Raw genomic sequence first — 23,495 nt, 5'->3', positions numbered from 1 at the left:
AGCGGCCTTGCACAGGGCTCAGCCCCAATGCAGCTGCGCCGCCGGCACCGGCCGTCCGAACCAGTACCCCTGCCCCTGCTGGCATTGCTGCTCCAGCAGGAAACGCGCCTGTTCGGCCTGCTCGATACCCTCGGCATGCACCTGCATGCCCATGCTCCGGGCCAGGGCGATGATCACCCGGACGATGGCGATATCGTCATCGTCGAACGGCAGCCCGGCAACGAACCCCTGATCGATCTTGAGCTTCTGCACCGGCAGGCGCTTGAGCCGCAGCAACGACGAGTAGCCCGTGCCGAAATCGTCGATGGCCAGGCTCAAGCCCAGCTCGCGCAGGCGGTGCAGCTGCTCCAGCGCCACTTCAGGGTCTTCCATCACCGCGCTTTCGGTCACCTCCAGTTCCAGCAGCGCCGGGTCCAGGCCGCTGTCGTGCAGCACATCGGCCACTTGCCGGTACAGGTCGCGCTGGCTGAACAGGCGGCTGGAGATGTTCACCGCGACGAATGCCAGCTGCCGCCCCTCGGTCTGCCACTGCACCATCTGCCGGCAGGCCTTGCGTAGCACCCAGGCGTCGATCTCGGCGATCAGCCCGGTGCGCTCGGCGATGGGGATGAACTCCCCGGGCGGCACCAGGCCGCGCTGGGGGTGCTGCCAGCGCACCAAGGCCTCGACCCCGACCATGCGCGCGGTGAACAGGTCGTGCACCGGCTGGAAGAACACCCGCAGCTCTTGCTGCTCCAGGGCCCGGCGCAATTCGCCGGCCGTCTCGACCCGCTGCTGGGCGTGGGCGGTGAGCTCCTCGGTGTACAACGCATAGCAGGCACGGCCGTTGCTCTTGGCCTTGAACAGCGCCGAATCGGCATTGCGCAGCAATTGCTCGCCACTCAGGGCATCGCTGGGGAACAGGCTGATACCGATGCTGACACTGATGAACAGGCGGTTGCCCTCGAAACAGAAGGGCTCTTTCAAGCGCTCGATGATGGTCTGCGCCAGCTTGCCGGCATGGCCGACCTGCTGGCAGTTCTCGGCCAGCACGCCGAACTCGTCGCCGCCCAGGCGCGCCAGGGTCACGCCGTTGCCCAGCACCTCGCGCAGGCGCTCGCCCACCAGCTTGAGCAACTGGTCGCCTATGGTATGGCCAAGGCCGTCGTTGATGCTCTGGAAGTGGTCGAGGTCGAGCAGCAGCAGCGCGCAGCCGCGTTTGTTGGCCTGCGCCGCGGCCAGGGCCTGCTCGACCCGGTCATTGAACAACAGCCGATTGGGCAGGCCGGTCAGCGGGTCATGGTGGGCGAGGTAGGCCAGTTCTTCCTCGCTGTGCTTGATCGCGCTGATGTCGCTGAACACCGCCACGTAGTGGCTGAGCGCGCCGCTGTCGTCGCGAATGGCGCAGATCGTCTGCCATTGCGGGTAGATTTCGCCGCTCTTGCGGCGGTTCCAGATCTCCCCGCTCCACTCGCCCTTGTCGGCCAGGGTGGCGTAGATCTGCTGGTAGAACGGCGCGCCATGGCGGCCAGACTTGAACTTGCTCGGGCGCTGGCCGATGACCTCGTCCTGCTGGTAGCCGGTGATGCGCATGAAGGCCCGGTTGACGTGCACGATCAGGCCATTGCGGTCGGTGACCAACACCCCTTCCAGGGTGCTGTCGAACACCGCCGCGGCCATGCGCAGGCGCTCGCGGTCCTCGCTGCGCAGGCGCGCGCCGATGCCGATGAAGTTCAGCAGCCGGGCGCGCGAGACAAATATCAGCAAGGCGCTGAGCAACACCCAGACCACCACGTTGATCTGCCGCCCCACGGTGAGCGCCAGCGGGTCCTCGGTCATGCCGTGCAGAACCAGTTCCGACAGCACCAGCCAGAGGATCGAAAGCACCACGTAGAGCCCGGCCATGCGCAAGGCGTCGCGAACGGAAACAGACATGTCGGGTGGATGAGCCCATGAAAAATGAAGGGGCATTATAAGGGCTGAAACACCCTGTGACCTCCTATCAAAAAGGGCGACTGGTTTTATTTCCCCGCCAAGGGATAATGCGAGCGCTGTTCCCCCTGTTTTCCGAGGGTCTTTCCCGTTATGTGGTACTACGGTTTACTCGACTTGTCGGCCTGGCAACTGGTCGCCGTCACCTTGCTGCTGACCCATGTCACCATCGTCAGCGTCACCATCTACCTGCACCGCTACTCGGCCCACCGCGCCCTGGAGCTGAACGCGGGCCTCAAGCATTTCTTCCGTTTCTGGCTGTGGCTGACCACGGCGCAGAACACCCGCGAGTGGACCGCCATCCACCGCAAGCATCACGCCAAGTGCGAAACCCCGGACGACCCGCACAGCCCGCTGCACAAGGGCCTGGGCACGGTGCTGCGCAAGGGCGCCGAGCTGTACCGCGCCGAGGCGCGCAACGAGGAAACCCTGCGCATCTATGGCAAGAACTGCCCGGACGACTGGATCGAGCGCAACCTCTACAGCCGCTACAAGCTTGGCGGCATCGCCCTGATGGCGGTCATCGACCTGCTGCTGTTCGGCACCATCGGCATCACCATCTGGGCCATCCAGATGATGTGGATACCCTTCTGGGCCGCCGGTGTGGTCAACGGCCTGGGCCACGCGGTCGGCTACCGCAACTTCGAGTGCCGCGACGCCGCCACCAACCTGGTGCCCTGGGGCATCATCATTGGCGGCGAGGAGCTGCACAACAACCACCACACCTACCCCAACTCGGCCAAGCTTTCGGTACGTCGCTGGGAATTCGACATGGGCTGGATGTGGATCCGCCTGCTGAGCCTGCTGCGCCTGGCCAAGGTGCAGCGCGTCGCGCCCATCGCCCACCGGGTCGCAGGCAAGGCCTCGCTGGACATGGACACCGCCATGGCCATCCTCAACAACCGCTTCCAGATCATGGCCCAGTACCGCAAGCTGGTGATCGGCCCGTTGGTCAAGCAGGAGCTGGACAAGGTCGACGCCTCGGTGCGCCACCGCTTCCGCCGCGCCAAGCGCCTGCTGTCGCGGGAAACCAGCCTGCTACAGGACCGCCACCACGTGCGCATCGAGTCGATGCTGGCCCACAGCCAGGCACTGAAGACCATCTATGAAAAGCGCCTGGCGCTGCAGCAGATCTGGGCGCGTACCAGCGCCAACGGCCACGACATGCTCGCGGCCATGAAAGACTGGGTACACGAGGCCGAGGCCAGCGGTATCCAATCGCTGCGAGACTTCGCCGAGCAGCTCAAGACCTACTCGCTGCGCCCCAGCGGCGCCTGACCGCCGTTGATCGGCATGCCCCGCAACGGGGCATGCCCACCGGAACTTCCCCCCATTGATCCGACTCAAATTCGGCATATCGCCCGCGTGGCGGGCCGGTCCGTGGCCGCACGCCCATCGTCGAGAACCGTTCCGTGCTCATGGCCAAAGACCTCCCACCCACGCATGCGGGCCGTGCCCGCCCCGAAGCCGCCCAAACCCTGCTCGCCTTGCTGCATGCCCAGGGCGAAGTGGCGCGCCTGAGCGAGCGCGAGCAGCTGTACAGCTCGCTGCTGGACAGCGTCAATGCCGTACTCTGGGCCTTCGATTGGGAAACCCGCCAGGTGCTCTATGTCAGCCCCGCCTACGAGCGCATTTTCGGCCGCCCCGCCAGCCTGGTGCTGGCCGACTACAACGAGTGGCGCGACGCCATTTACCCGGACGACCTGGAGTACGCCGAGCGCAGCCTGGCCCAGGTGCTGGTCAAAGGTACCGTCGAGGATCGTGAGTACCGCATCCTCAACGCTGCCGGTGAGGTGCGCTGGCTCAGCGACAAGTGCTACATCAACCAGCAGCGCGAAGGCGATCAACGGGTGATCATCGTTGGCATCGCCGAGGACATCACCGAAAAGAAGCAGCTCGAAGGCGAACTGCAACGCCTGGCCACCACCGACGTGCTCACCCAGAGCAGCAACCGACGGCATTTTTTCGAGTGCGCCCAGCAAGCCTTCGACAGCGCGCGCGAGGACGGCACGCCGATGGCGTTCCTGCTGTTGGATATCGATGATTTCAAGCAGATCAACGACAGCTATGGCCACCAGGAAGGCGACCAGGTGTTGCAGCGTATCGCCGACAGCGGCAAGGCCGTGCTACGGCGTGGCGACCTGTTCGGGCGCATCGGTGGCGAGGAGTTCGCCGCGGTGTTCCCAGGCTGTACCGCCCAAGTCGCCGAACAGATCGCCGAACGCTTGCAACGGGAGATTCAACGCCTGAGCTTCAGTCATGGCGAACACACCTACGGGGTTACCGTGAGCCAAGGGCTGACCGGCCTAATGGATGAGGATGAAAGCCTGGATAGTCTGTTCGCCCGGGCGGACGCGGCAATGTACCGCGCCAAGCGCCAAGGCAAGAACCAGATCGTGAAAGGCTGATCGCGCCAAGCGCAAGCAATAGCTTCAGTTCACTGGGAGGCCCACTCGTAATCGATCGGGCCACTACGTGGCCCAGCCAGTATCCCTTCAGGCTCTTTTTCCCGCCCCTCCCTGAAACCGACTTCGAGAAAGTGTCGCTGCTGATCGGTGATTTCACCCGCCAAAGCGATAGCCTGAGCGGTGTAGCGCTTGATCAGAGCAGCCTTTCTGGCCTCTTTTGAATAGCTCATGTGCACCTCCGATATGTGGAAAGTAGGTTGCAGGCCCATGGCTGCAACAGGGATCGCGAGATTGCCGGCCCGATCACGAACGAAACCAAGCGACTGGTACAGGGGTTCGGCCCCCTGGTCCGGTTGCTGAACCTCGATTCGCGAGCACTTGAGCATCCGTGCATACTCCGCCACCGCCAGCAACGACAGTGTCGCCACCAGCCCCTCAGTGGGTTCGCAGGCCCAGGCTTGCCCTCCAGCAGGATGATCTTGATACAACACCTGCTTTGCCGGGGGCTGGCGTAGCACAGGCCGCAGAGCTCACGGGCGGACCACAACGCCAAGTCGAAACCCCTACGATCACAATCCGTCCAATGCGGCACCTCTTCCCAGGGGAATTGGTGTGTCTGCTCGCCCCATAGCTGAAAAGCTGCAAGAGCCCTGTGCCCTATGGGTTCGAAGCCCACTTCCTCGACGTCAAACCCAGGCCTGGATACAGGCCCGGTGCGCAATGCTGCATGGGCAAGCTTTCGCGCGTTGGATCGATAGACCTGATAACGCAGGCCGGGATAGTTATAGGCGCTCATCTGCAGCCTTCCTGCCAATCCGTTGGGGGAGTGGCTGGAAAACTACGCTTGAAGGGCTTCCCTGGATACGAACAACCGTCCGCAATACCTGTAGGACCGATCCCAAGCCTGATACGACCCCGCCGGCCGCCAGATCAGCCCTGGCGCTCGCCGTCCTCTGTCGGCTCGCCAGCGGCAGCCGGCGCCGCGCCCGGGCCGGCCTTCAGCTCGCGCTCGGCAGCTTCTGCCGCCTCACGCTCGGCCTGCTCCCGCGCCAGTGCCTCAGGGTCGACCTTGCGCAGCCGCGACAGCTCCGGCAGGCCAAGCTTGAGCAACCGCGCGGTCTTGCTGGCGGCCACCTTCTCCAGCCCTTGGCTGGGCTTGAGCGCGGCCAGCTGGCCTGCCAGGTTCATCGCCAGTATCTCGCGGGAATACACGCCACCACCCAGCTGGTACACCGCGGCGATCAGCTCGCGCAGGTTCAGCGGCAGACGCCAGCGGGTGCGCAACGCCGAGCCGAACGGCGCGCCGAATTCATTGAGCGACAGCTGCACCTGGTCCTCGTCCAGCTCCCCACCCGCCAGGCGCCACTCCTGCAGCGTGCGCAGCACGGCCAGGTCGCCCAGGCAGTGCAACAGCCCTGCGCAATAGCAGAGCGCCTCGTCGACCTCGAGCAGGCGCGCCAGGGTGCGGCCATATTCGGCGGTGTGCAGCGATAGGTTCCAATAATGCGCGGCATGCCGGGCCAGCAGCGGGTCGCTCAGGCGCGCGCTGCGCTTGAGGGTCAGGCCGAGGATGAGGTTCATGCTCTGGGTGCTGCCGAGCTTGTTCAGCGCCTGCAGCAGGGTCTGCACCGGCGCCTCGCGGTGCAGCGCGGCGCTGTTGGCGGCGGCGATCAGCACACCGGTGATCTGCGGGTCGTTGCGCACCTCCTCCTCGAGCACCTTGAGGTTCAGCCCCTGGGGGTTGAGCGCGCGCTTGACCGCCACCTGCACGTCGGCGAACAACGGGCCACCGTCGGCCGTGGCGCGACGCTGCTCGAGGTAGGCCGGCAATTGCACGCCGGGCTGCAGCGGCGGCACTGGGCAGGCGATCTGCTCGCCCACTGCCAGCAGCAGGTTTTCCAGGCGCTTGCGCAGGTTGCCCAGGTCGAGCGGCTTGCTCAGGTATGCCGTGGGCTGCAGTGGCACGGCCTCGCGCACACTGGCGCTGTCGGTGCGGTCGCTCATGAGGATGAAGGGCAATCCAGGCCTGTCGCCCTTGGCGCGCACCTTGCGCAGCAGGTCGAGGCCATCGAGGCCGGCGAGCTCGCGGGCGGCGATGATCAGGTCAGGCTTGCTCGCCAGCGCGTTCAGCGCCTGCGAGCCATCGGCGCAAACCTGCAAGCGCGCATCGCAGCGCACGCTGAGCAGCATTTCGCTAAGCATGTCGCGTACCCAGGGGTCGCCCTCGGCAATCAGCACGCAAGGGGGTAGGGGGTCGGCAGCGCTCATGAGCGAGTCTCCAGAAAATGACGCGCGATCCATCGCAGCTTCCACGGATTCCTCGTACAACCTTAGCGCCTGATGCTTGCGAAGGGCACAAAAAAACCCGCCGAGGCGGGTTTTTCTGCAGCATGTCACATGTTTCAGGCCAGTTCGGCGAAGCACTCTTCGATGATGGCCAGGCCTTTGTCCAGCAGCGCGTCTTCGGCAGTCAGCGGCACCAGGATCCGCAGGACGTTGCCGTAGGTGCCACAGGACAGCAGGATCAGGCCCTTGTCGCGCGCCTTCGCGACCACTTGGGCAACGGCGGCGGCGTTCGGGACGTGGCTGCCCTTCTCGAACACTTCCACCGCGATCATCGAGCCCAGACCACGGACATCGCCGATGATCGGGTGCTTCTTCTGGATTTCACGCAGGCCGGTGGTCAGGCGCTCGCCAACCGCCTTGCTGCGGTCCAGCAGCTTCTCTTGCTCGAACACTTCGATCACGGCCAGGGCCGCGGCGCAAGCGATCGGCGAGCCGGCGTAGGTGCCACCCAGGCCACCTGGGGCGATGGCGTCCATGTACTCGGCCTTGCCGCACACACCGGCCAGCGGGAAGCCGCCGGCGATGGACTTGGCGAAGGTGGTCAGGTCGGGGGCGACGCCCATCTGCTCCATGGCGAAGAAGGTACCGGTACGGCCAGCGCCGGTCTGTACTTCGTCGGCGATCAGCAGGATGCCGTGCTGGTCGCACAGTGCGCGCAGGCGCTGCATCAGCTCTTTCGGCGCCGGCAGGAAGCCGCCTTCGCCCTGGACTGGCTCGAGGATGATCGCGGCGATGTCGCGCGGCTCGGCGTCGTTCTTGAAGATACGTTCGACCGAGGCGATGGCGTCGTCGACGCTGATGCCGTGCAGTTCGCTCGGGAACAGGGCGCGGAAAATGCCGCCTGGCATCAGGCCCATGCCGGCGGAGTACGGCACGACCTTGCCGGTCAGGCCCAGGGTCATCATGGTGCGACCGTGGTAGCCGCCGGTGAAGGCGATCACGCCGGCACGGCCAGTGGCGGCACGGGCGATCTTCACGGCGTTCTCAACGGCTTCGGAGCCGGTGGTCACCAGCAGGGTCTTCTTGTCGAAGTTGCCCGGGACCAGCTTGTTGATCTTCTCGCACAGCTCGACGTAGGGCTCGTAGGCCAGCACCTGGAAGCAGGTGTGGCTGACCTTGGTCAGCTGCTCTTGCACCGCGGCAACCACTTTTGGGTGCAGGTGGCCGGTGTTGAGTACGGCGATGCCGCCGGCGAAGTCGATCAGTTCGCGGCCTTCAACGTCGATCACCGTCGAGTTCTTCGCGGTATCGACGAAGATCGGGTGAATCTGGCCAACACCACGCGGGACGGCGGCGACACGACGTTGCATCAAGGATTCGTTGGTCTTGCTCATAGTGCCCTCAATTGCGCCCATTCCAGGCGCTTTTATTCGGGGGTGGCTGGACGCATGCGCGCACAGTATTCGTTGATCGACTGCCACGAATGCCCTGGCCACCGGGTACCGCTATGTCAAAAAGGCCAGCGAGGCGTCGCTCTCGCGCCCCGCTGGCAGAGGTAAAACCGTTTACCTGGCGATCAGACGCTGATGCACAGGTATTTGATCTCGAGGTAGTCCTCGATACCGTACTTGGAACCTTCGCGGCCCAGGCCCGAGGCCTTGATGCCGCCGAACGGCGCGACTTCGTTGGAGATCAGGCCGGTGTTGATGCCGACCATGCCGTATTCCAGGGCCTCGGCGACACGGAACACGCGGCTCATGTCGCGGGCATAGAAGTACGAGGCCAGGCCGAACTCGGTGTCGTTGGACATGGCGATGACTTCGGCCTCGTCCTTGAAGCGGAACAGCGGCGCCAGTGGGCCGAAGGTCTCTTCCTTGGCCACGGCAGCGGTCTTCGGCACGTCGACCAGGATGGTCGGCTCGAAGAAGTTGCCTTCGATCAGCTTGCCGCCGGACAGCACCTTGGCGCCCTTGGATACCGCGTCCTCGATGTGCTCCTGGACCTTGGCGACAGCCTTGCCGTCGATCAGCGGGCCAGTGGTGGTGCCTTCTTCCAGGCCGTTGCCGATCTTGAGCTTGGCCACCGCGGCCTTGAGCTTCTCGGCGAACGCCTCGTAGACGCCATCCTGCACGTAGATGCGGTTGGCGCAGACGCAGGTCTGGCCGTTGTTGCGGTACTTGGAGATGATCGCGCCCTCGACCGCCTTGTCCAGGTCGGCGTCGTCGAACACGATGAACGGCGCGTTGCCGCCCAGCTCCAGGGAAACCTTCTTGATGTCCTTGGCGCATTCTTCCATCAGCTGGCGACCGATTTCGGTCGAGCCGGTGAAGGACAGCTTGCGTACCAGGGCGTTGCCGGTCAGCTCGCTGCCGACTTCGCCGGCGCTGCCGGTGATCACGCTGAGCACGCCAGCCGGGATCCCGGCGCGGGTCGCCAGTTCGACCAGGGCCAGGGCGGAGTACGGGGTCTGCGAAGCAGGCTTGAGCACCATGGTGCAACCGGCGGCCAGGGCCGGGCCGGCTTTACGGGTGATCATCGCGGCCGGGAAGTTCCATGGGGTGATGGCGGCGGTAACGCCGATCGGCTGCTTGATGACGATCAGGCGCTTGTCCGGCTGGTGGCCCGGAATGACGTCGCCGTAGACACGTTTGGCTTCCTCGGCGAACCACTCGATGAACGAGGCGGCGTAGGCGATTTCGCCCTTGGCTTCGGCCAGTGGCTTGCCTTGCTCGGTGGTCATCAGGCGGGCCAGGTCGTCCTGGTGCTCGATCATCAGCTCGAACCAGCGGCGCAGCTTGCCGGCACGCTCCTTGGCGGTCAGCGCGCGCCAGGCCGGCAGGGCCTTGTCGGCGGCCTCGATGGCGCGGCGGGTCTCGGCGGCGCCCATCTTCGGCACGCTGCCGATCACTTCACCGGTGGCCGGGTTGGTCACCTTGATGGTCTGGCCGCTGTCCGCATCCAGCCACTCACCATTGATGAAGGCTTGCTGGCGGAACAACTGAGCGTCTTTGAGCTGCATGTCGGCTTCCCTTAACTGCGAATTTTGATTGTTGAAAAGGCGCCCCCAGGTGGGGGCGGCCGTCAGGAATTCGTGCACCAGGGTGTTCGACGCCTGGGTGCCGAGCGTTTGAAATCTCAAACGGAATGCTAAGCGGGCGCTGGGGGGTTGGACAATAGGCTGTTCGAAAAAAAGAACGAGTGGTCGGAATTCAGATCAGTGGAAATGCAGCGCGGGGCAAGTCGCCTCGGCAGTGCGCCGAGGCGACTTGCCCCGCGACAGGGCCTTGGAAGGTTAGTCCATCAGAACGCCTTGTCGAGGTCGATCACCAGCGCCCGGTAACCCACGCTGCCTGGCTGGCGACTGTGCACTTTCAGTTCCACCGCCACCTCCTGGGTGCCGCGACGCACTTCATTGAGCACGGTGGTGGTGAGTTTCTCGGGGGTCAGGAAGTTCACCGAAGCCGAATAGATGAACTGGGTGTCGGTATCTGCCCGGTAGGCCACCACCGAGGTGATCGGGCTGTACCACTCATCCCCGCGCTCCTTGCCGTACTGCCACACCTGCTCGACCGTGCCCTTGGCCTCGTCGACCTTGTACTCCACCGCCCGGCTGTAGTTGCCGCTCAGCTTGGTCGGCCCGAAGTCACGGCCCCAGCCATTGTCGAACACGGTCAAGGTACCGCGCCCGGTCAGCCAGGCGGTGTGCTGGGTCCAAGGCCATTCGAAGCCCTCGCCCACCGGCTTGAGCACCTTGTCCTGAAGATGCGCCGGCCAGCCTTGGGGCGCGGCGAGAATCCACTTCACCTGCTTGTCGCGACCGATCTTCACCACCCCCTGGTGGCGGGCTGAAACGATGATGCTGTCGTCATCGGCATCGTAGTCGATGGCATTGACATGGGCCCAGTTGCGACCGGTGCCGACGCCCGGCGTGTCGCCGAACGGCAGGTCGCCCTCGGCCAGCTCGTTGGCCAGGCGCTCGTCCTGCTTGGTTACCCCGGCCGGCAGTTGGATGGCCGCCTTGCCCAAGGTTTCCAGCAGGTCGCCACGATAGGGGTCGAGGATCTGGTTCAAGTCCCAGAAGTCCAACACGTCGCCAGCTTCGTTGACCTCGATGACATGGTCGCGGATCGAGCGCACGCGCTTGCCGTCCGGGCGGCGGTAGTCGCTGGTGCCGACCCGCAGCAGGTAGGTGCCGTTGACGGTTTCGCGGATCTCGTGGGAGAAGTCGGCGAACTTGTCCGGCAGGTTGCGCTGCCACACCTGCCGGCCCAGCAGGTCGTACTTCGAATAGGTCTGGCCCTGGCCCCAGATCAGCTTGCCGTCACGTGTCTGGTGGAAGCCCATGGTCCCGCCCAGGCCGTCGCGACGGTTGGAATCGTGAATCTGCTCGATGTCCAGGTACCAGCGCACGTCGCCATTGCTGTCGGCGATCCAGTTGTTGCCCACCTGGTCCCACTCGGCGGCGCCGCCCAGGCCGTTCCACTTGAAGGCGCGCCCACCGGGGATTTCGCCGAGCAGGTGGTTGAACAGGTACAGGCGCTGTTCGAACCCTGGGGTCACCTTGACCGGCTCGACGTGGGGCAGCGCGGCGGTCTGCCCGGCCACCACCGGCAGGCGCACGGCCGGGGCGTAGATCTGGTAGTGCTCACGGATACGCTCGCCGTCGAGCTTGTAGCTCACCTCGACCTGGTTGACATGATCCGGGTACAGGCCGAATACCGGGATGCCGCCGTAGGTCCACAGCGCGCGATCGGACACCTGGTAAGCGATGTCGACACCGCGCTCGCCACGGCCCAGCACGCGCACATGGGCGGCATTCAGGGCACGCCCACCGTCGCGGATGATCGCCGTCAGCGGCGCCAGGCGGTAGGGGTTGACCACCACGTCGCCGAGCAAGGCTTCATCGCGGTCGGGCACCTTGGCAGTCAGGCAGGCGCCTTCAGGCAGGTCGTGGGGTTGGGTCTTGGCATTCATGGCAAAGCTCCTTGTGCTCAGAAGTCGTAACGGGCGGTGGCGCCCAGGGTGCGCGGAGTACCCAGCACCCCGGCATAACCGCCGTTGGCGGAGTTCCACAGGCTGGTGAAGTAGGTCTTGTCGCCGGCGTTCTTCAGCCACAGCGACAGGTCGAGCACGCCGTCGCCCTGGTCCAGGCGCACGCCGGTGGACAGGTTGACGATGGCGTAGCTGGGGATCTGCCCGTAGTCGGAGTCGTCGATGGTGCCTACCGCCTTGGAACGGAAGGCGTAGCTGGCGGTGACGTAGGGCTCGATGCGCTCGCTCAACTGCCACTTGTACTGGCCGTTGAGGTTGGCGATGTACTTGGAGGCGCCCACCACCTGGTGGCCAGACAGGTCGCAGGTGGCGGCGGCGTTGGCCAGGCTGATTTCCGGCGGGCACGGCGCGTCGTCGTACTCGGTGTAGCGCACATCGTTCCACGAGCCGTTGAAGTTCAGCGTCAGCCCGCGCAGCGGCGCTGCCGTGGCCTCGAACTCCAGGCCGCGGGAGCGCACGCTGCCGGCGTTGGCCAGGTACTGCACGCGGTTGACCTGGTCGTAGACGTTGGCCTGGTAGCCGTGCACCTGGGTCCAGAACAGGTTGCTGTTCAGTTGCAGGCGGTTGTCGAGCCAGCTGCTCTTGATGCCGAGTTCTGCGTTGTTGGCGCGCTCGGTGCCCACCAGCAGCGAATCGGTGCCCAGCCGTGGCGCGGCGCCGACGGTGAGGTTGACGCCGCCGGACTTCTCGCCGTGGGACAGGCTGGCGTAGCCCAGCAGATCATCGCTGAAGCGGTAGCTCAGGCTCAGCAGCCCGGATGGCGCGAAGCTGTACTGGTTGAGGTCGCCCGAATCGTAGGCGCCCACCCGGCCCTGGCGAGCTGCCGCGGCCGCGCCGCTGACCGGCGCGCCACCGGCCGGCGCGTCGCGGGTCACCCAGGCGCTCTTCTCTTCATAGGTGCCGCGCACCCCGGCGGTGAAATCCAGGCGCTCGGTAAGGTGCCAGGTGCCCTGGGCAAACAGCGCGTAGCTGTCGGTATCGATATGGCCATTGCCGATCGTGGTGACGTTGGCCAGGGCGCCGGCCGGCGTGAGGTTCCAAATATCAGCCTGCGGGCCGTTGTAGGTGAACGACTTGTTGTCCAGGTCCTGCTTGAAGTAGTAGGCGCCGAGCACATAGTCGAAGAAGCCGCCGGTCGGCGAAGCCAGGCGGATTTCCTGGGAGTACTGCTTGTCGCGCACCGAAACACCGGCGTTGTAGAACACCGGCACATTGAGGCCGTCGTCGTTGCGCGGGGTGAAGTCCCACCAGCGGTAGGCGCTGATCGAGGTAAGGGTGAAGTCGTTGGGCAGGGTCCAGTTGGCCTCCACCGAGCTGCCGCCCTGGAACACCTTGACCATCTGGTCGGAATCGAAATTGACCTTGCGGTCCTTGCCCGACACCAGCGTGGCACCGGCCTGGCGCGCCAGGCTTTCATAGCGGTTGACGCCGTTGAGGGTCGGCCCGGTGCTGTACAGGCTGAGGATGCCGTTGTCGGAATTTTCTTCGTTGTATTCGCCAATCCAGCGCAGGTTGAAGGTTTCGCTGGGCTTGAACAGCAGCTGGGTACGCAAACCCTGGCGCTTGCCGCCGTTGAGGTCATGGCCGTTGTAGACGTTCTTCACATAGCCGTCGTCCTCGGTGTGGTAGGCGCTGATGCGCCCGGCCAGGGTATCGGTCAGCGGGCCGGAGAAGCTGCCCTGGGTCTGCCAGTAACCGTCCTCGCCCAGTGACGACTGCACGCTGCCCTCGCGATGGAAGGTGGGCTTGCGCGTGGTGATGTTGAGCACCCCGGCGGTGGTGTTCTTGCCGAACAGCGTGCCCTGCGGGCCGCGCAACACCTCCAGCTGCTCGACGTCGAGCAGGTCGAACACCGCCATGCCCGGCCGCCCCAGGTAGACGTTGTCCAGGTACACGCCGACGCTGCCTTCCAGGCCATCGCTGGCCGGGTTGTTGCCCAGGCCACGGATCGAAATGCTCGACTGGCGGGCATGCACATACGAGACGTTGGTGCTCGGCACCAGTTGCTGCAGATCCTGCACCCGATAGATTCGCTGGGTTTCCAGGGTTTCGCTGCTCAGCACGCTGATCGGCGTGGGCACGCTCTGCGCGCTCTCTTCACGGCGCCGGGCATTGACGGTGACGGTGCCAAGCTGGGTGTCCTGCGCGACCACCGGTGCGGCGCTGGCCGCTTGCTCGGCGAAGCTGCTGCCGGCGGCGGCCAGCAGCACCCCGGCCGCCAGGGGTTGCAAAGCGAGCGCCGACGCGCGCGCCGGCCAACGGGAAAGTCGGGACATGCAAATGCTCCTTGAGGCATGGGCCCAGGCGAGCATTTCCGTTGGCGGAACCGAATCGCGGTCAGGCGGGCTTATATTCTTTTAAGTGATATAAATATTTGTAATTCATATTTTGTGGAATAAGTGACTCCCTTTATAAGGTTCCCAACCCTTCCCAGCAATTGCATTCCACCGAAAGTTTCCATGTAGACAATGCATATCGACCTGCGCCAACTCCGTCACTTCATCGCCCTTGTCGAACACCGCAGTTTCGTCGGCGCGGCAGCGGCGGTGAACCTCTCGCAATCGGCCTTCAGCCGCAGCATCCAGACGCTGGAACACAACGTCGGCTGCCGCCTGGTCGACCGCGCCAGCAAGGAACTGGCGCCGACCCGCCAGGGCTTGCTGGTGCTGGAGCATTCGCGGCGGCTGGTGCATGGCGCGCACAACCTGGTCAACGAGATCAACCAGTTCAACGGCGCCACCACCGGGGTGGTGCGCTTCGGCTCGGGGCCGGCGCCGGCCGGTGGCCTGGTGCCCCGGGCCGTGGCCCGCTTCGTCGCCGAGTACCCGGCGGCGCGCACCTGCTTCCAGGTGGATAACTGGCAGGCGCTGAACCGCCGCCTGATGGCCGAGGAGATCGAGTTCTTCGTCGCCGATACCCGCCAGTTCGAGGCCGATCCGGATTACCAGGTGCACAAGCTGACGCCGCAGCGCTGGCACTTCTGCTGCCGGGCCGGGCACCCACTGACCGCGCGTGGCGAAGTGCGCGCGCGGGACCTGTTCGACTTTGCCCTGGCGACCACCTTTCGCCCGCCGAACATTCGCAAGGTGCTCAGCGACCTCAGCGGGCGCCAGGATTTTCTGCCCAGCGTGGAGTGCGAGCATGGCTATGCGCTGCTCAACGTGGTGCTGCACTCGGACACCATCGGCATCGCCTGCAGCGCCAACCTGCGGCCCTTTGACGGCCTGGTGGCACTCAAGCTGGTGGATCTGGCGCCAGAGCAGGAGGAGGCGTTCTATACCCGCTACGGGGTGGTGAGCCGGGTGGGCTATGGCTTGTCGGCGTTGGCGCGGGGGTTGGTGAAGCAGCTGATTGCCTGTGATAGCGAGTTGTAGCGGCCAGGGCCGCTCCCACAGGGGATCAAGATCTCCTGGTAGGAGCGGCCTGGTGTCGCGAAAGGGCCGCAAAGCGGCCCGAGCAATCTCAGCCCTTGCGCGTGGTCCGACTCAGTTGCCCATCCACCCCCACCGGCACCTCGCCGGCCAGGGTCACCCGGCGCACGATGCGCGGCTGGGTGCCGTAGTCGTCCACCGCGTAATGCTGGGTCGCGCGGTTATCCCAGATCGCCACGTCGCCGGCCTGCCAGCGCCAGCGCACGGTGTTCTCCAACCGCGTCACGTGCCCCTGCAGCAACGCGAACAGGTGCTGCGAGTCGGCCAGCGAATAGCCCTTGATGCGCTTGACGAAATGCCCCAGCTGCAACGTCCGCTCGCCGCTGATCGGGTGCACGCGCACCACCGGGTGCTCGGTTTCGTACACGGTGGAGGTGAACACCTTGCGGTAGCGCTCGAGCTTGGCCGGGTCGACGTCAGGCTTGACGCTGGCATAGTCGTATTCGTTGCTGTGCACCGCCCACAACTGGTCGGCCAGGGCCCGCAGCGGCTCGGGCAACTCCTGGTAGGCCGCAGCGGTGTTGGCCCATACCGTGTCGCCGCCGGCGGCAGGCGCCAGCACGCTACGCAGGATCGAGGCCTTGGGGTAGGCGTCGACGAAGGTCACGTCGGTGTGCCAGGAATTGGCCCGCTGGCCTTCGGCACCGTCCAGTTGCAGCAGGTAGCTGGTGCCGTCCACCACCGGCACGGTGGGGTGGGCGATGGGCTCGCCGAGCAGTTGGGCGAAGGCTTCCTGGCCCACGTCGTCCAGGTGGGTCTGGGCGCGGAAGAAGATCACCTTGTGCCGCACCAGCGCCGCCTGGATGGCGTCGACAGTGGCCGGGTCGAGGTCGGCGGACAGCTTGATGCCACGAATCTCGGCGCCAATGCGCCCGGCAACGGGGTGGATGTCGAGTTCGAGGGGGTGCGGCGCGGTGGCCAGTGCGGCGTTGCTCATGGTCGTGGTCCTCAGGGTTGTTGTCGGGTCAGCGGGCGGCCTGGATGGCCTGGCCCTGTTGCAGGGCAGCATCGAGAAAACGCGGCTCGATCCAGTCGGCGACCTGGAAGCCGCGGCGGATCAGGCGCTCCTTGGCGGCCAGGTCGACGCCCTGTTGCAGCAGGGCGACGAAGCCTGGGTCCAGACGGGGGTCGAAGTAGTCGGCAAGGTTCTCCTGGGCCAGGTCATCGCGCAGGATCGCCGCCGGCCAATTGGCACTATTGGCCACCAGCGCGACATAGGCGTCGCGGTTGTGTTCGTCACGCAGCCACTTCACCGCCTGCTGCTGGGCGTTGACCAGGCGTTGGGTGAGGTCCGGGTGCTGGCGAATGAATGCACCGGTACCCAACAACACCGCCTGGGTACTGCCCGCGCCCTTGAGGTCGCGGGAGTTGACCGGCAGCTCGACCAGGCCGCGCTCGCGCAGCGACAGCAGGTTCGACAGGCCCCAGGTGGCATCGATCTGCTTGGCCGCCAGCGCGGCATTGGCGGCGTTGAAGTCCAGGTTGATGACTTTCAGTTCTCGCTCGCTCAGCCCCTGGCTGGCCAGGGCGCTGGCAAACGACAGCTGGTTGGCGGTGCCGCGAAATACCGCCACACGCTTGCCTTTGAGGTCCTGCAGGCTATGGATGCCCGAGCCCGGCACCACCCCGAGGTAGCTCTTCACCCCGCGCACCCCGGCGGATAGCACGCGGGTGTCCAGGCCGTTGGCCTTGCCGATGATCGCCGCCAGGTCGCCCAGGTAGGCGAAATCCGCCTGGCCGTTGGCCAGGGCTTCGTTGACCACCGGCCCCGCGCCCTTGAAGAAGCGCCAGTCGATACGGATGCCGTCCTTGGCAAATTCTTTTTCCAGCAGTTGCTGGTCGCGCAGTACATCCACCACGCCGCCGGCGGCCGGCTTGCTGCCGGCGCTGAGGTCCGGCACGGCAATGCGGATAACGTCGGGCTGGGCGGCATCGGCAACCGCTGGCAGGGCACCCAGCAGACCGACGAACAAGGGGGTGAGCAAGTGGCGGAAGGCGGTTCTCATGGCAAGGCTCCTTGGCAGGCTGCCACCGGCGATGGCCGGCGCTTTGGCCAGAAGCTAGGCCGCTCGGGTTAGAACCTGCAAAGATCAAAACCTTATTTTTTAGTAACCAAAAGACATAAACCAGACCCCATGCGGCGCGTCGAGGGGCTTGCGGGAAACGCATGGAAAATATGAGGAAAACGCAATGGCACGGGGGTGTTCGCCAGGAACCGAGCCGTGCTCTTATCCCTTGATGGATATTTATTTAGTTTTTTAATTCCTTAAATGAATAAACAAGGAAGGGTTTGCGAGGTGGACCTATGAGTGAATTTCTCGGGAGCAATGTCGCGCGGCTTCGCTCGCTGCCACAGGCCCGCTCCCAAGCCCTGCCCTGGTTAGTGCCTGCACTGGTACTGGCGCTCTGGGCGGTGGCCAGCCACGAGCACTGGATGAGCGAGCAGATTCTCCCGGCGCCGGCGCTGGTCTGGCAGAGCGCGCTGGAGTTCGGCTCCGGCGAGCTGTGGGGGCACCTGTGGGTAAGTCTGCAGCGCCTGTTCTGGGGGCTGCTGGCCGGCATCGCCAGCGGCCTGCTGCTGGGCAGTTGGCTGGGCAGCTCACGGCGTGCGCAAACCTGGGTGCTGCCAACCTTCGTGGCCCTGGCGCAGATCCCCACCCTGGCCTGGATTCCGTTGTTCATGCTGTTCTTCGGCATCGGCGAGCTGCTCAAGCTGGTGGTGCTGGTCAAGGCGGTGGTGGTGCCGGTCACCCTGCACACCCTGGTCGGCGTGCGCGATGCCCAGCCCAAGCTGCGCGAAGCCGCCACCACCCTGCGCCTGCCGCCGCACCTGCTGTTTCTGCGGCTGCTGCTGCCGGCCGCGCTGCCAGCCTTCCTCGCTGGCGTGCGCCTGGCCCTTGCGACCGGCTGGACCTCCCTGCTGGCCGTTGAACTGCTGGCCTCCAGCGAAGGCATCGGCTACCTGATGGTCTGGGGCCGACAGCTGTTCATGCTCGACCTGGTGTTCCTCTGCATCCTGTTGATTGGCCTGGTCGGCGCCTTGCTGGACCGTGGTTTCTCGCGAGTGGAACGCCGCTTGCTGTACTGGCCGCAGCCAGCCACCGGCGAGCAGGTGCGCGGGCCCACGCCACGCGGCTGGCAAAGCCTGCTGCTGCCTGCGGCGCTGCTGGGCCTGTGGCAGGCCAGCAGCAGTTTCGCCTGGGTCGACGGCAATATCCTCACCTCGCCGCTGGAGGTACTGCGCAGCCTGCAAGCCGGCGTGCTGGACGGCTCGCTGCCCGAAGCGCTGCGCCTGAGCCTGCAACGCACCCTGGCCGGCCTGCTGCTGGGCGGCTGCGCCGGCTTGGCCCTCGGCCTGCTGCTGGGGCTTTGCCAAACTGCCGAGCGGCTGCTCGGCCCCAGCCTGTCGGCACTGCGCCAGGTGGCGTTGTTCGCCTGGGTGCCGCTGCTCACCGCCTGGTTCGGCCTGGGCGAAGGCGCCAAGCTGGTGTTCGTCGGCTTGGCGGCGTTCTTCCCGTTGCTGATCGCCACCCAGCGCGGCATCGCCAGCCTGTCGCCGCAGTTGGCCGAGGCGGCGCGCACGCTGCGCCTTGGCCTGGTACAGCGCCTGCGCCTGCTGGTATTGCCCGGTGCCGCCCCCGCGATCTTCGCCGGTGCCCGGCTGTCGCTGATCTACGCCTGGCTCGGCACCATCGGCGCCGAGTACTTCATGCCCTCGGACGGTGGCATCGCCAGCCTGATGATCGGCGCTCAACAGTTGTTCCGCATGGACCAGGTGATGGCCGCCATGGTCCTGATCGGCCTGGTCGGCGCCCTGCTCGGCCACCTCGGTCAATCCCTCGAATCACGCGCCACGCGCTGGAGAACCGCATGAACGCCTTCATCACCCCGGCCCTGCACGCGGCCAACCAGGCCGACGCCACGCCACCGCTGGTCAGCTTCGAGCGGGTCGGCAAGACCTTCAGCGTCGACGGCCAGCCGTTCGAGGCCATTCGCGACTTCGACCTGTCGATCAACGAGGGCGAGTTCATCGCCATCGTCGGCTCTTCCGGCTGCGGCAAGTCCACCCTGCTGCGCCTGCTGGTGGGGCTGGACAGTGACTACAGCGGCAGTATCCAGGTCGACGGGCAGCCCGTGCGCGGCATTGGCGGCGAGCGCGGCATCGTGTTCCAGGAACACCGTCTGTTCCCCTGGCTGAACGTGGAACAGAACATCGGCCTGGGCCTGGTGAACGAGCACCTGACCCAGGGCGAGCGCGCCCGGCGCGTGCATGAGTTCGTGCAGTTGGTGGGCCTGGTCGGTTTCGAGTCGGCCTATCCGCACCAGCTGTCCGGCGGCATGGCGCAACGGGTGGCGATCGCCCGCGGGCTGGTGGCCAGCCCGCGGATCCTGCTGCTGGACGAGCCATTTGGCGCCCTCGACGCCCTGACCCGCCAGCAGTTGCAGGATGAGCTGCTGGCGATTCGCAAGCGCTCGGGCATTACCATCCTGCTGGTCACCCACGACGCCGAGGAAGCGACCTACCTGGCCGACCGGGTGGTGGTGCTGGAACCGCGACCAGGGCGAATCAAGGCGGTGGTGGAGATCGAGTTGCCCCATCCGCGCCAACGCACCGGGGTGGCACTGCATGGGTTGCGCGAGAAAGTGCTGCACCAGATCACCGGCGCCGAGGGTTACTTGAAGCCCGCCGTGCAGCGCGTGGAGGGCTTGCGACCGGAACTGATCGCCCTGTGAGCAGGCGGCCCGCGCCCCGGGGAAAAACATCCGCAGATCAAGACCATGGACGCCACCGATACACATGGGTATCATGCGGCCCGTTGCACTCGTAGCTCAGCTGGATAGAGTACTGCCCTCCGAAGGCAGGGGTCGTGGGTTCGAATCCCGCCGAGTGCGCCATCTTCAAGAAGCCCTGGGGCATTGCCCCGGGGCTTTTTCGTTTGTGCGTGAATGCACGGTGCCACCTCTCCCGCGAGAGGGGTCATTGGTGTTAGCGTGGGCACTTCCCGTTTGCGTAAACGGGCACCCTCCCACACTTGCAAAGGAATGCGCACGCCCATGCCATTTTCCAAGTTCTCCGCCGCCTCCGTGCTGCTGGCCAGCGCGGCCATGTTCGCGATCCCGGCCCAGGCCAACCTCACCCAGCAACAGTCTGCCGCCATCATCAAGGCCTACGACGGCAGCAACCCGGCCGACTTCAAGCAGTTCCTCGGCAAGCTGGCCGGCAGCGACCTGGCCAAGGCCGACAAGCTCGACGCGACCCTCAAGGCCTACCTGGCCGGCAAACCGCTGAGCGCCGAGCAGCAGGACGAGATCAACCGCCTGCTGGGCCTGTACACCCGTATCAAGTACGCCAAGGCCGCCACCGAGACCCTGCGCGAACTGGTGGCGATTCCCACCGTGCGCAAGGAAGGCGTGCCGCAGCACGAGAACCCGGAATTCCTCAAGATCGCCGACAAGATCAAGGCCCTGGCCGAGGGCTTCGGCCTGCAGTTTCGCAACATCGACAACCGCGTCTACGAAATCACCCTGGGCGAAGGCAAGGAAGTGATCGGCATCCATGCCCATGCCGACGTGGTGCCGGTCAATCCGGACAACTGGAAGCTCAAGGACGGCACCAAGCTCGACCCGTTCAAGGTCACCCTGGTGGGCGATCGCATGTACGGCCGCGGCACCGAGGACGACAAGAACGGTATCGTCGTCGCGCTGTACGCGCTGAAAGTGGCCAAGGACGAGAAACTGCCCCTGGCGCGCCAGTTCAAGCTGCTGGTGGATACCACCGAGGAAACCACCGGCGACGCCATTCCCTACTACTTCGAACGCAACGCCACCCCCGACTACAACCTGGCGCTGGACGGCGGCTACCCGGTGGTGATCGCCGAGAAGGGCTACGGCACCGTGATGGCCACCTTCACCAAACGCGCAGGCACGGGCAAAGGTGCCGAGGTGGTGGGCCTGACTGGCGGCCTGGCCACCAACCAGATCCCCGGTAGCTCGGTGGCGACCTTGCTTGGCGACAAACCGGCGGACCTGGCCAAGGCCCTGGAGAAAGCCGGCGCCGAGTACGTCAAGCAGCATGGCGGCGACTTCAGCATCGATGCCAAGGCCGAGGGCAAGCAGGTGCTGCTGACCGTCACCGGCGTGTCGGCGCACTCCTCCGAGCCGGAGTCCGGGGTCAACCCGGTGGCGCGCATGCTCGACTTCCTCAATGGCGTGCAAAAGCAGGTACCGCTCAAGCACAACCACATCACCGACGCGGCCCGCTACGCGGCCGACAACTGGGGGCTGGACTACCTGGGCAACACCCTTGGCGTCGGCTTCAAGGATGACTTCATGGGCCCGTTGACCACCTCGCTGACCTTTGTCGGCCTGGATGACAAGGCCCTCAAGCTGGCGGTCAACCTGCGCATTCCCAAGGGCAAGCCGCTGGAGACCCTCAAGACCGAGATTTCCGACAAGCTCGGTGCCTGGGCGCGCAACAGCCACACCTCGGTGGCCTTCGACTACAGCCTCGACGAGCCGATGTACCGCAACCCGGAAGGCGAGTGGGTCAAGGCGTTGCTGGCGGTGGCCAGCGAGAACCTGGGCATGAAGCACGAGTTCGGCACCTCCGCCGGCGCCACCTCGGTACATGACCTGCCCAATGGCGTGCAGTTCGGCCTGGCCATGCCGGATGTGAAGTACACCGGGCACAACGACAACGAGTTCAAGACCGTGGAGCAGTTCATGCTCGACCTGCAGGTGGTCAGCGAGATGGTCGCGCGCCTGGGGCAGATGCCGAAACTCTGAGATCCGGGGGCCGCTTGACGGCCCCTCACCCCATGACGTTTTTCAATCACCTCGATGCCGTTTCCGGCATTGCCGTGCAGAGCGCCGTGCCGGATGCTTTATTTACTCCGACACGTCGCGTTTCCACCCACCGAGGCCCGTATGAAGAACGTCGAGCAAATTCTCAAAGCCAAAGCCCAGCACCACAGCGTCTACACCATCGGCCCTGACGACTCGGTGCTCGATGCCCTGAAGCTGCTGGCGGAGAAGAACGTCGGCGCGTTGCCGGTGGTGCAGAACGACCAGGTGGTGGGGATCGTCAGCGAACGCGACTACGCCCGCAAGCTGGTGCTCAAGGGGCGCTCATCGCCGTTCACCAAGGTGCACGAGATCATGAGCGCACCGGTGATTACAGTGGAACCCAAGCAGAACCTCGAGTACTGCATGAACCTGATGACCAACCGCCACCTGCGCCACCTGCCGGTAGTGGATAACGGCCAACTCCTCGGGCTGCTGTCGATCGGCGACCTGGTCAAGGAAACCATCGCCGAACAAGCCAACCTGATCCTGCAGCTGGAACAGTACATCCGCGGTGAATGACCCTGCTCAGTGATAGGCGCGTTCCAGCTCGTCCAGCTGATGGTCGAAGCTGCGCAGGCGCGCCGACCAGGTGTACACCAGCACTTCCAGGTCGCGATTGAGCACGGCGGTATTGCCACCGTCGCGCGCGGGCGCGTCGCACAGGTCGAGTTGATAGCGTTCGCGGGCCATGGCCGTGGCCACGCTGGACAGGTCGCGGGCGTTGGCCAGCCAGTGATGATGGTGGTCGTGGATTTCCCGGTCGAGCTCGCGACACTGGCGCTTGAGGGCGTCCAGGCTCTGCTCCAGGGGCGTGCCCTTGAGTTCGCCCATCACCTCTTCGAAAGTGCGCCCGGAGTGCCAGTAACTGCCCCAGAAGTAGCGGTCGAACACCGTCTCGACCCGGCGCAGGGCAACCTTGGTGTTCCAGATGGTCAGCAACGTTCGCCCCTGGGCCACTTCCCGCCGGTTCAGGTGCAGTTGCTGCCAGGCGATCCAGGCCAGGCCGCAGAGCGCCACCGCCCCGGTCACGGCGGCGGCGGCATAGAGAAACTGCACGGCATGATTCATCGTGTGGGTGTGCCGGATACCGTAGAAGTAGCCGGCGCTCAGGGTGCCCAGGATCGTCACGGTGCACCAGAAGCCTGGTGCGTAGGGATCTTTCATTGCGCCATCCCCTGTTGTTTTCCCTGAGCATAGCAACGGCCCGATCACCCATCAGGTGCCGCTCGGCGCTTTATTGGCGGGGGCGACGCAAGGCTTCGTTGAGTTGATCGAAGGGCACTGCCCAATCGGCGTCCTCTATGATGCTGTCCCTGAGAAACGCTCGCTGCGCCTCGCTCCAGAACGGTGCGTCCACCAGCTTGATCTCGTTTTTCAGCGGTGAATGACTGGTGATGAATTGATCGATGCTCTGCGCATCGTCCGCCAACCCCAGTTGTTTGAACAGTTCGGCAAAGGGGTGTATCGGTGCGTCCATGATTCCTCCTCGGGCCGGGCGGGC

At 65.2% G+C, this 23,495-nt stretch carries 18 protein-coding genes and 1 tRNA gene; 8 read left to right on the top strand and 11 right to left on the bottom strand.

The window, feature by feature from the left end; genetic code table 11:
* Nucleotides 1-18: 18 nt before the first annotated feature.
* On the bottom strand, nt 19-1,914 hold the full coding sequence (gene dibA / locus NJG22_RS04915; RefSeq protein WP_253093014.1) for a phosphodiesterase DibA: 1,896 nt from the start codon (nt 1,912-1,914) through the stop codon (nt 19-21).
* A 150-nt stretch (nt 1,915-2,064) separates the two neighbouring features.
* Between dibA and desA the strand changes: the two genes are divergently transcribed.
* Both desA and NJG22_RS04905 read left to right on the top strand, forming a co-directional pair.
* The gene (gene desA / locus NJG22_RS04910) at nt 2,065-3,249 is read left to right on the top strand and encodes a delta-9 fatty acid desaturase DesA (protein ID WP_253093012.1); all 1,185 of its coding nucleotides are present in this window, start codon (nt 2,065-2,067) and stop codon (nt 3,247-3,249) included.
* 140 nt (nt 3,250-3,389) lie between these two features.
* On the top strand, nt 3,390-4,379 hold the full coding sequence (locus NJG22_RS04905) for a sensor domain-containing diguanylate cyclase (protein ID WP_217851256.1): 990 nt from the start codon (nt 3,390-3,392) through the stop codon (nt 4,377-4,379).
* A gap of 29 nt (nt 4,380-4,408) precedes the next feature.
* Here NJG22_RS04905 and NJG22_RS04900 read toward each other — a convergent pair whose 3' ends face one another.
* The 6 genes from NJG22_RS04900 to NJG22_RS04875 form a co-directional block, all read right to left on the bottom strand.
* Complete coding sequence (locus tag NJG22_RS04900) at nt 4,409-4,807, bottom strand: hypothetical protein (RefSeq protein WP_253093010.1); 399 nt, start codon at nt 4,805-4,807, stop codon at nt 4,409-4,411.
* 502 nt (nt 4,808-5,309) lie between these two features.
* Nucleotides 5,310-6,647 (bottom strand): response regulator, encoded by a 1,338-nt coding sequence (locus NJG22_RS04895; protein WP_253093008.1) that lies wholly within the window; start codon nt 6,645-6,647, stop codon nt 5,310-5,312.
* Between the two features lie 134 nt (nt 6,648-6,781).
* Nucleotides 6,782-8,059 (bottom strand): 4-aminobutyrate--2-oxoglutarate transaminase, encoded by a 1,278-nt coding sequence (gene gabT, locus NJG22_RS04890; RefSeq protein WP_253093006.1) that lies wholly within the window; start codon nt 8,057-8,059, stop codon nt 6,782-6,784.
* Nucleotides 8,060-8,241: 182 nt separating this feature from the next.
* Nucleotides 8,242-9,684, bottom strand: a complete 1,443-nt coding sequence (gabD, locus tag NJG22_RS04885) for an NADP-dependent succinate-semialdehyde dehydrogenase (RefSeq protein WP_253093004.1) — start codon at nt 9,682-9,684, stop codon at nt 8,242-8,244.
* Nucleotides 9,685-9,965: 281 nt separating this feature from the next.
* A complete protein-coding gene (locus NJG22_RS04880; protein WP_253093002.1) occupies nt 9,966-11,639 on the bottom strand; it encodes an aryl-sulfate sulfotransferase in 1,674 nt (557 codons plus the stop codon).
* Nucleotides 11,640-11,656: 17 nt separating this feature from the next.
* On the bottom strand, nt 11,657-13,993 hold the full coding sequence (locus NJG22_RS04875) for a TonB-dependent receptor (RefSeq protein WP_253093000.1): 2,337 nt from the start codon (nt 13,991-13,993) through the stop codon (nt 11,657-11,659).
* Nucleotides 13,994-14,185: 192 nt separating this feature from the next.
* On the opposite strand from NJG22_RS04875, the gene NJG22_RS04870 reads away from it, so the two are divergent.
* On the top strand, nt 14,186-15,091 hold the full coding sequence (locus NJG22_RS04870; RefSeq protein ID WP_253092999.1) for a LysR family transcriptional regulator: 906 nt from the start codon (nt 14,186-14,188) through the stop codon (nt 15,089-15,091).
* Nucleotides 15,092-15,179: 88 nt separating this feature from the next.
* On the opposite strand, the gene NJG22_RS04865 is transcribed toward NJG22_RS04870, so the two are convergent.
* Both NJG22_RS04865 and NJG22_RS04860 read right to left on the bottom strand, forming a co-directional pair.
* Entirely contained in the window at nt 15,180-16,085 is a 906-nt protein-coding gene (locus tag NJG22_RS04865; protein ID WP_253092997.1) for a TauD/TfdA family dioxygenase, read from the bottom strand.
* A 28-nt stretch (nt 16,086-16,113) separates the two neighbouring features.
* Nucleotides 16,114-17,154, bottom strand: a complete 1,041-nt coding sequence (locus NJG22_RS04860) for an ABC transporter substrate-binding protein (protein ID WP_253092995.1) — start codon at nt 17,152-17,154, stop codon at nt 16,114-16,116.
* A gap of 299 nt (nt 17,155-17,453) precedes the next feature.
* On the opposite strand from NJG22_RS04860, the gene NJG22_RS04855 reads away from it, so the two are divergent.
* From NJG22_RS04855 to NJG22_RS04835, 5 genes are all read left to right on the top strand, one after another.
* The gene (locus NJG22_RS04855; protein ID WP_253092993.1) at nt 17,454-19,022 is read left to right on the top strand and encodes an ABC transporter permease subunit; all 1,569 of its coding nucleotides are present in this window, start codon (nt 17,454-17,456) and stop codon (nt 19,020-19,022) included.
* Nucleotides 19,019-19,882, top strand: coding sequence for an ABC transporter ATP-binding protein (locus NJG22_RS04850; protein WP_253092991.1), 864 nt, complete (start codon nt 19,019-19,021; stop codon nt 19,880-19,882). The genes NJG22_RS04855 and NJG22_RS04850 overlap by 4 nt, the downstream gene beginning before the upstream one ends.
* A gap of 85 nt (nt 19,883-19,967) precedes the next feature.
* A tRNA-Arg gene (locus tag NJG22_RS04845) sits at nt 19,968-20,044 on the top strand.
* A 159-nt stretch (nt 20,045-20,203) separates the two neighbouring features.
* Nucleotides 20,204-21,934 carry a dipeptidase gene (locus tag NJG22_RS04840; RefSeq protein ID WP_253092989.1) on the top strand — a complete coding sequence of 577 codons (1,731 nt, stop codon included), beginning with the start codon at nt 20,204-20,206 and terminating at the stop codon, nt 21,932-21,934.
* Between the two features lie 141 nt (nt 21,935-22,075).
* Nucleotides 22,076-22,513, top strand: a complete 438-nt coding sequence (locus NJG22_RS04835) for a CBS domain-containing protein (protein WP_253092987.1) — start codon at nt 22,076-22,078, stop codon at nt 22,511-22,513.
* Between the two features lie 6 nt (nt 22,514-22,519).
* Here NJG22_RS04835 and NJG22_RS04830 read toward each other — a convergent pair whose 3' ends face one another.
* Nucleotides 22,520-23,158 (bottom strand): NADH:ubiquinone oxidoreductase subunit N, encoded by a 639-nt coding sequence (locus NJG22_RS04830; RefSeq protein WP_217851276.1) that lies wholly within the window; start codon nt 23,156-23,158, stop codon nt 22,520-22,522.
* 70 nt (nt 23,159-23,228) lie between these two features.
* The gene (locus NJG22_RS04825) at nt 23,229-23,471 is read right to left on the bottom strand and encodes a DUF2789 domain-containing protein (RefSeq protein ID WP_253093086.1); all 243 of its coding nucleotides are present in this window, start codon (nt 23,469-23,471) and stop codon (nt 23,229-23,231) included.
* Nucleotides 23,472-23,495 lie beyond the last annotated feature (24 nt).

The sequence above is a fragment of the Pseudomonas sp. VA159-2 genome, assembly GCF_024126635.1.
Lineage (GTDB): Bacteria > Pseudomonadota > Gammaproteobacteria > Pseudomonadales > Pseudomonadaceae > Aquipseudomonas > Aquipseudomonas muyukensis.
The sequence above is the reverse complement of the archived record's forward strand: the minus strand, read 5'-3'. Positions and strand labels throughout refer to the sequence as shown.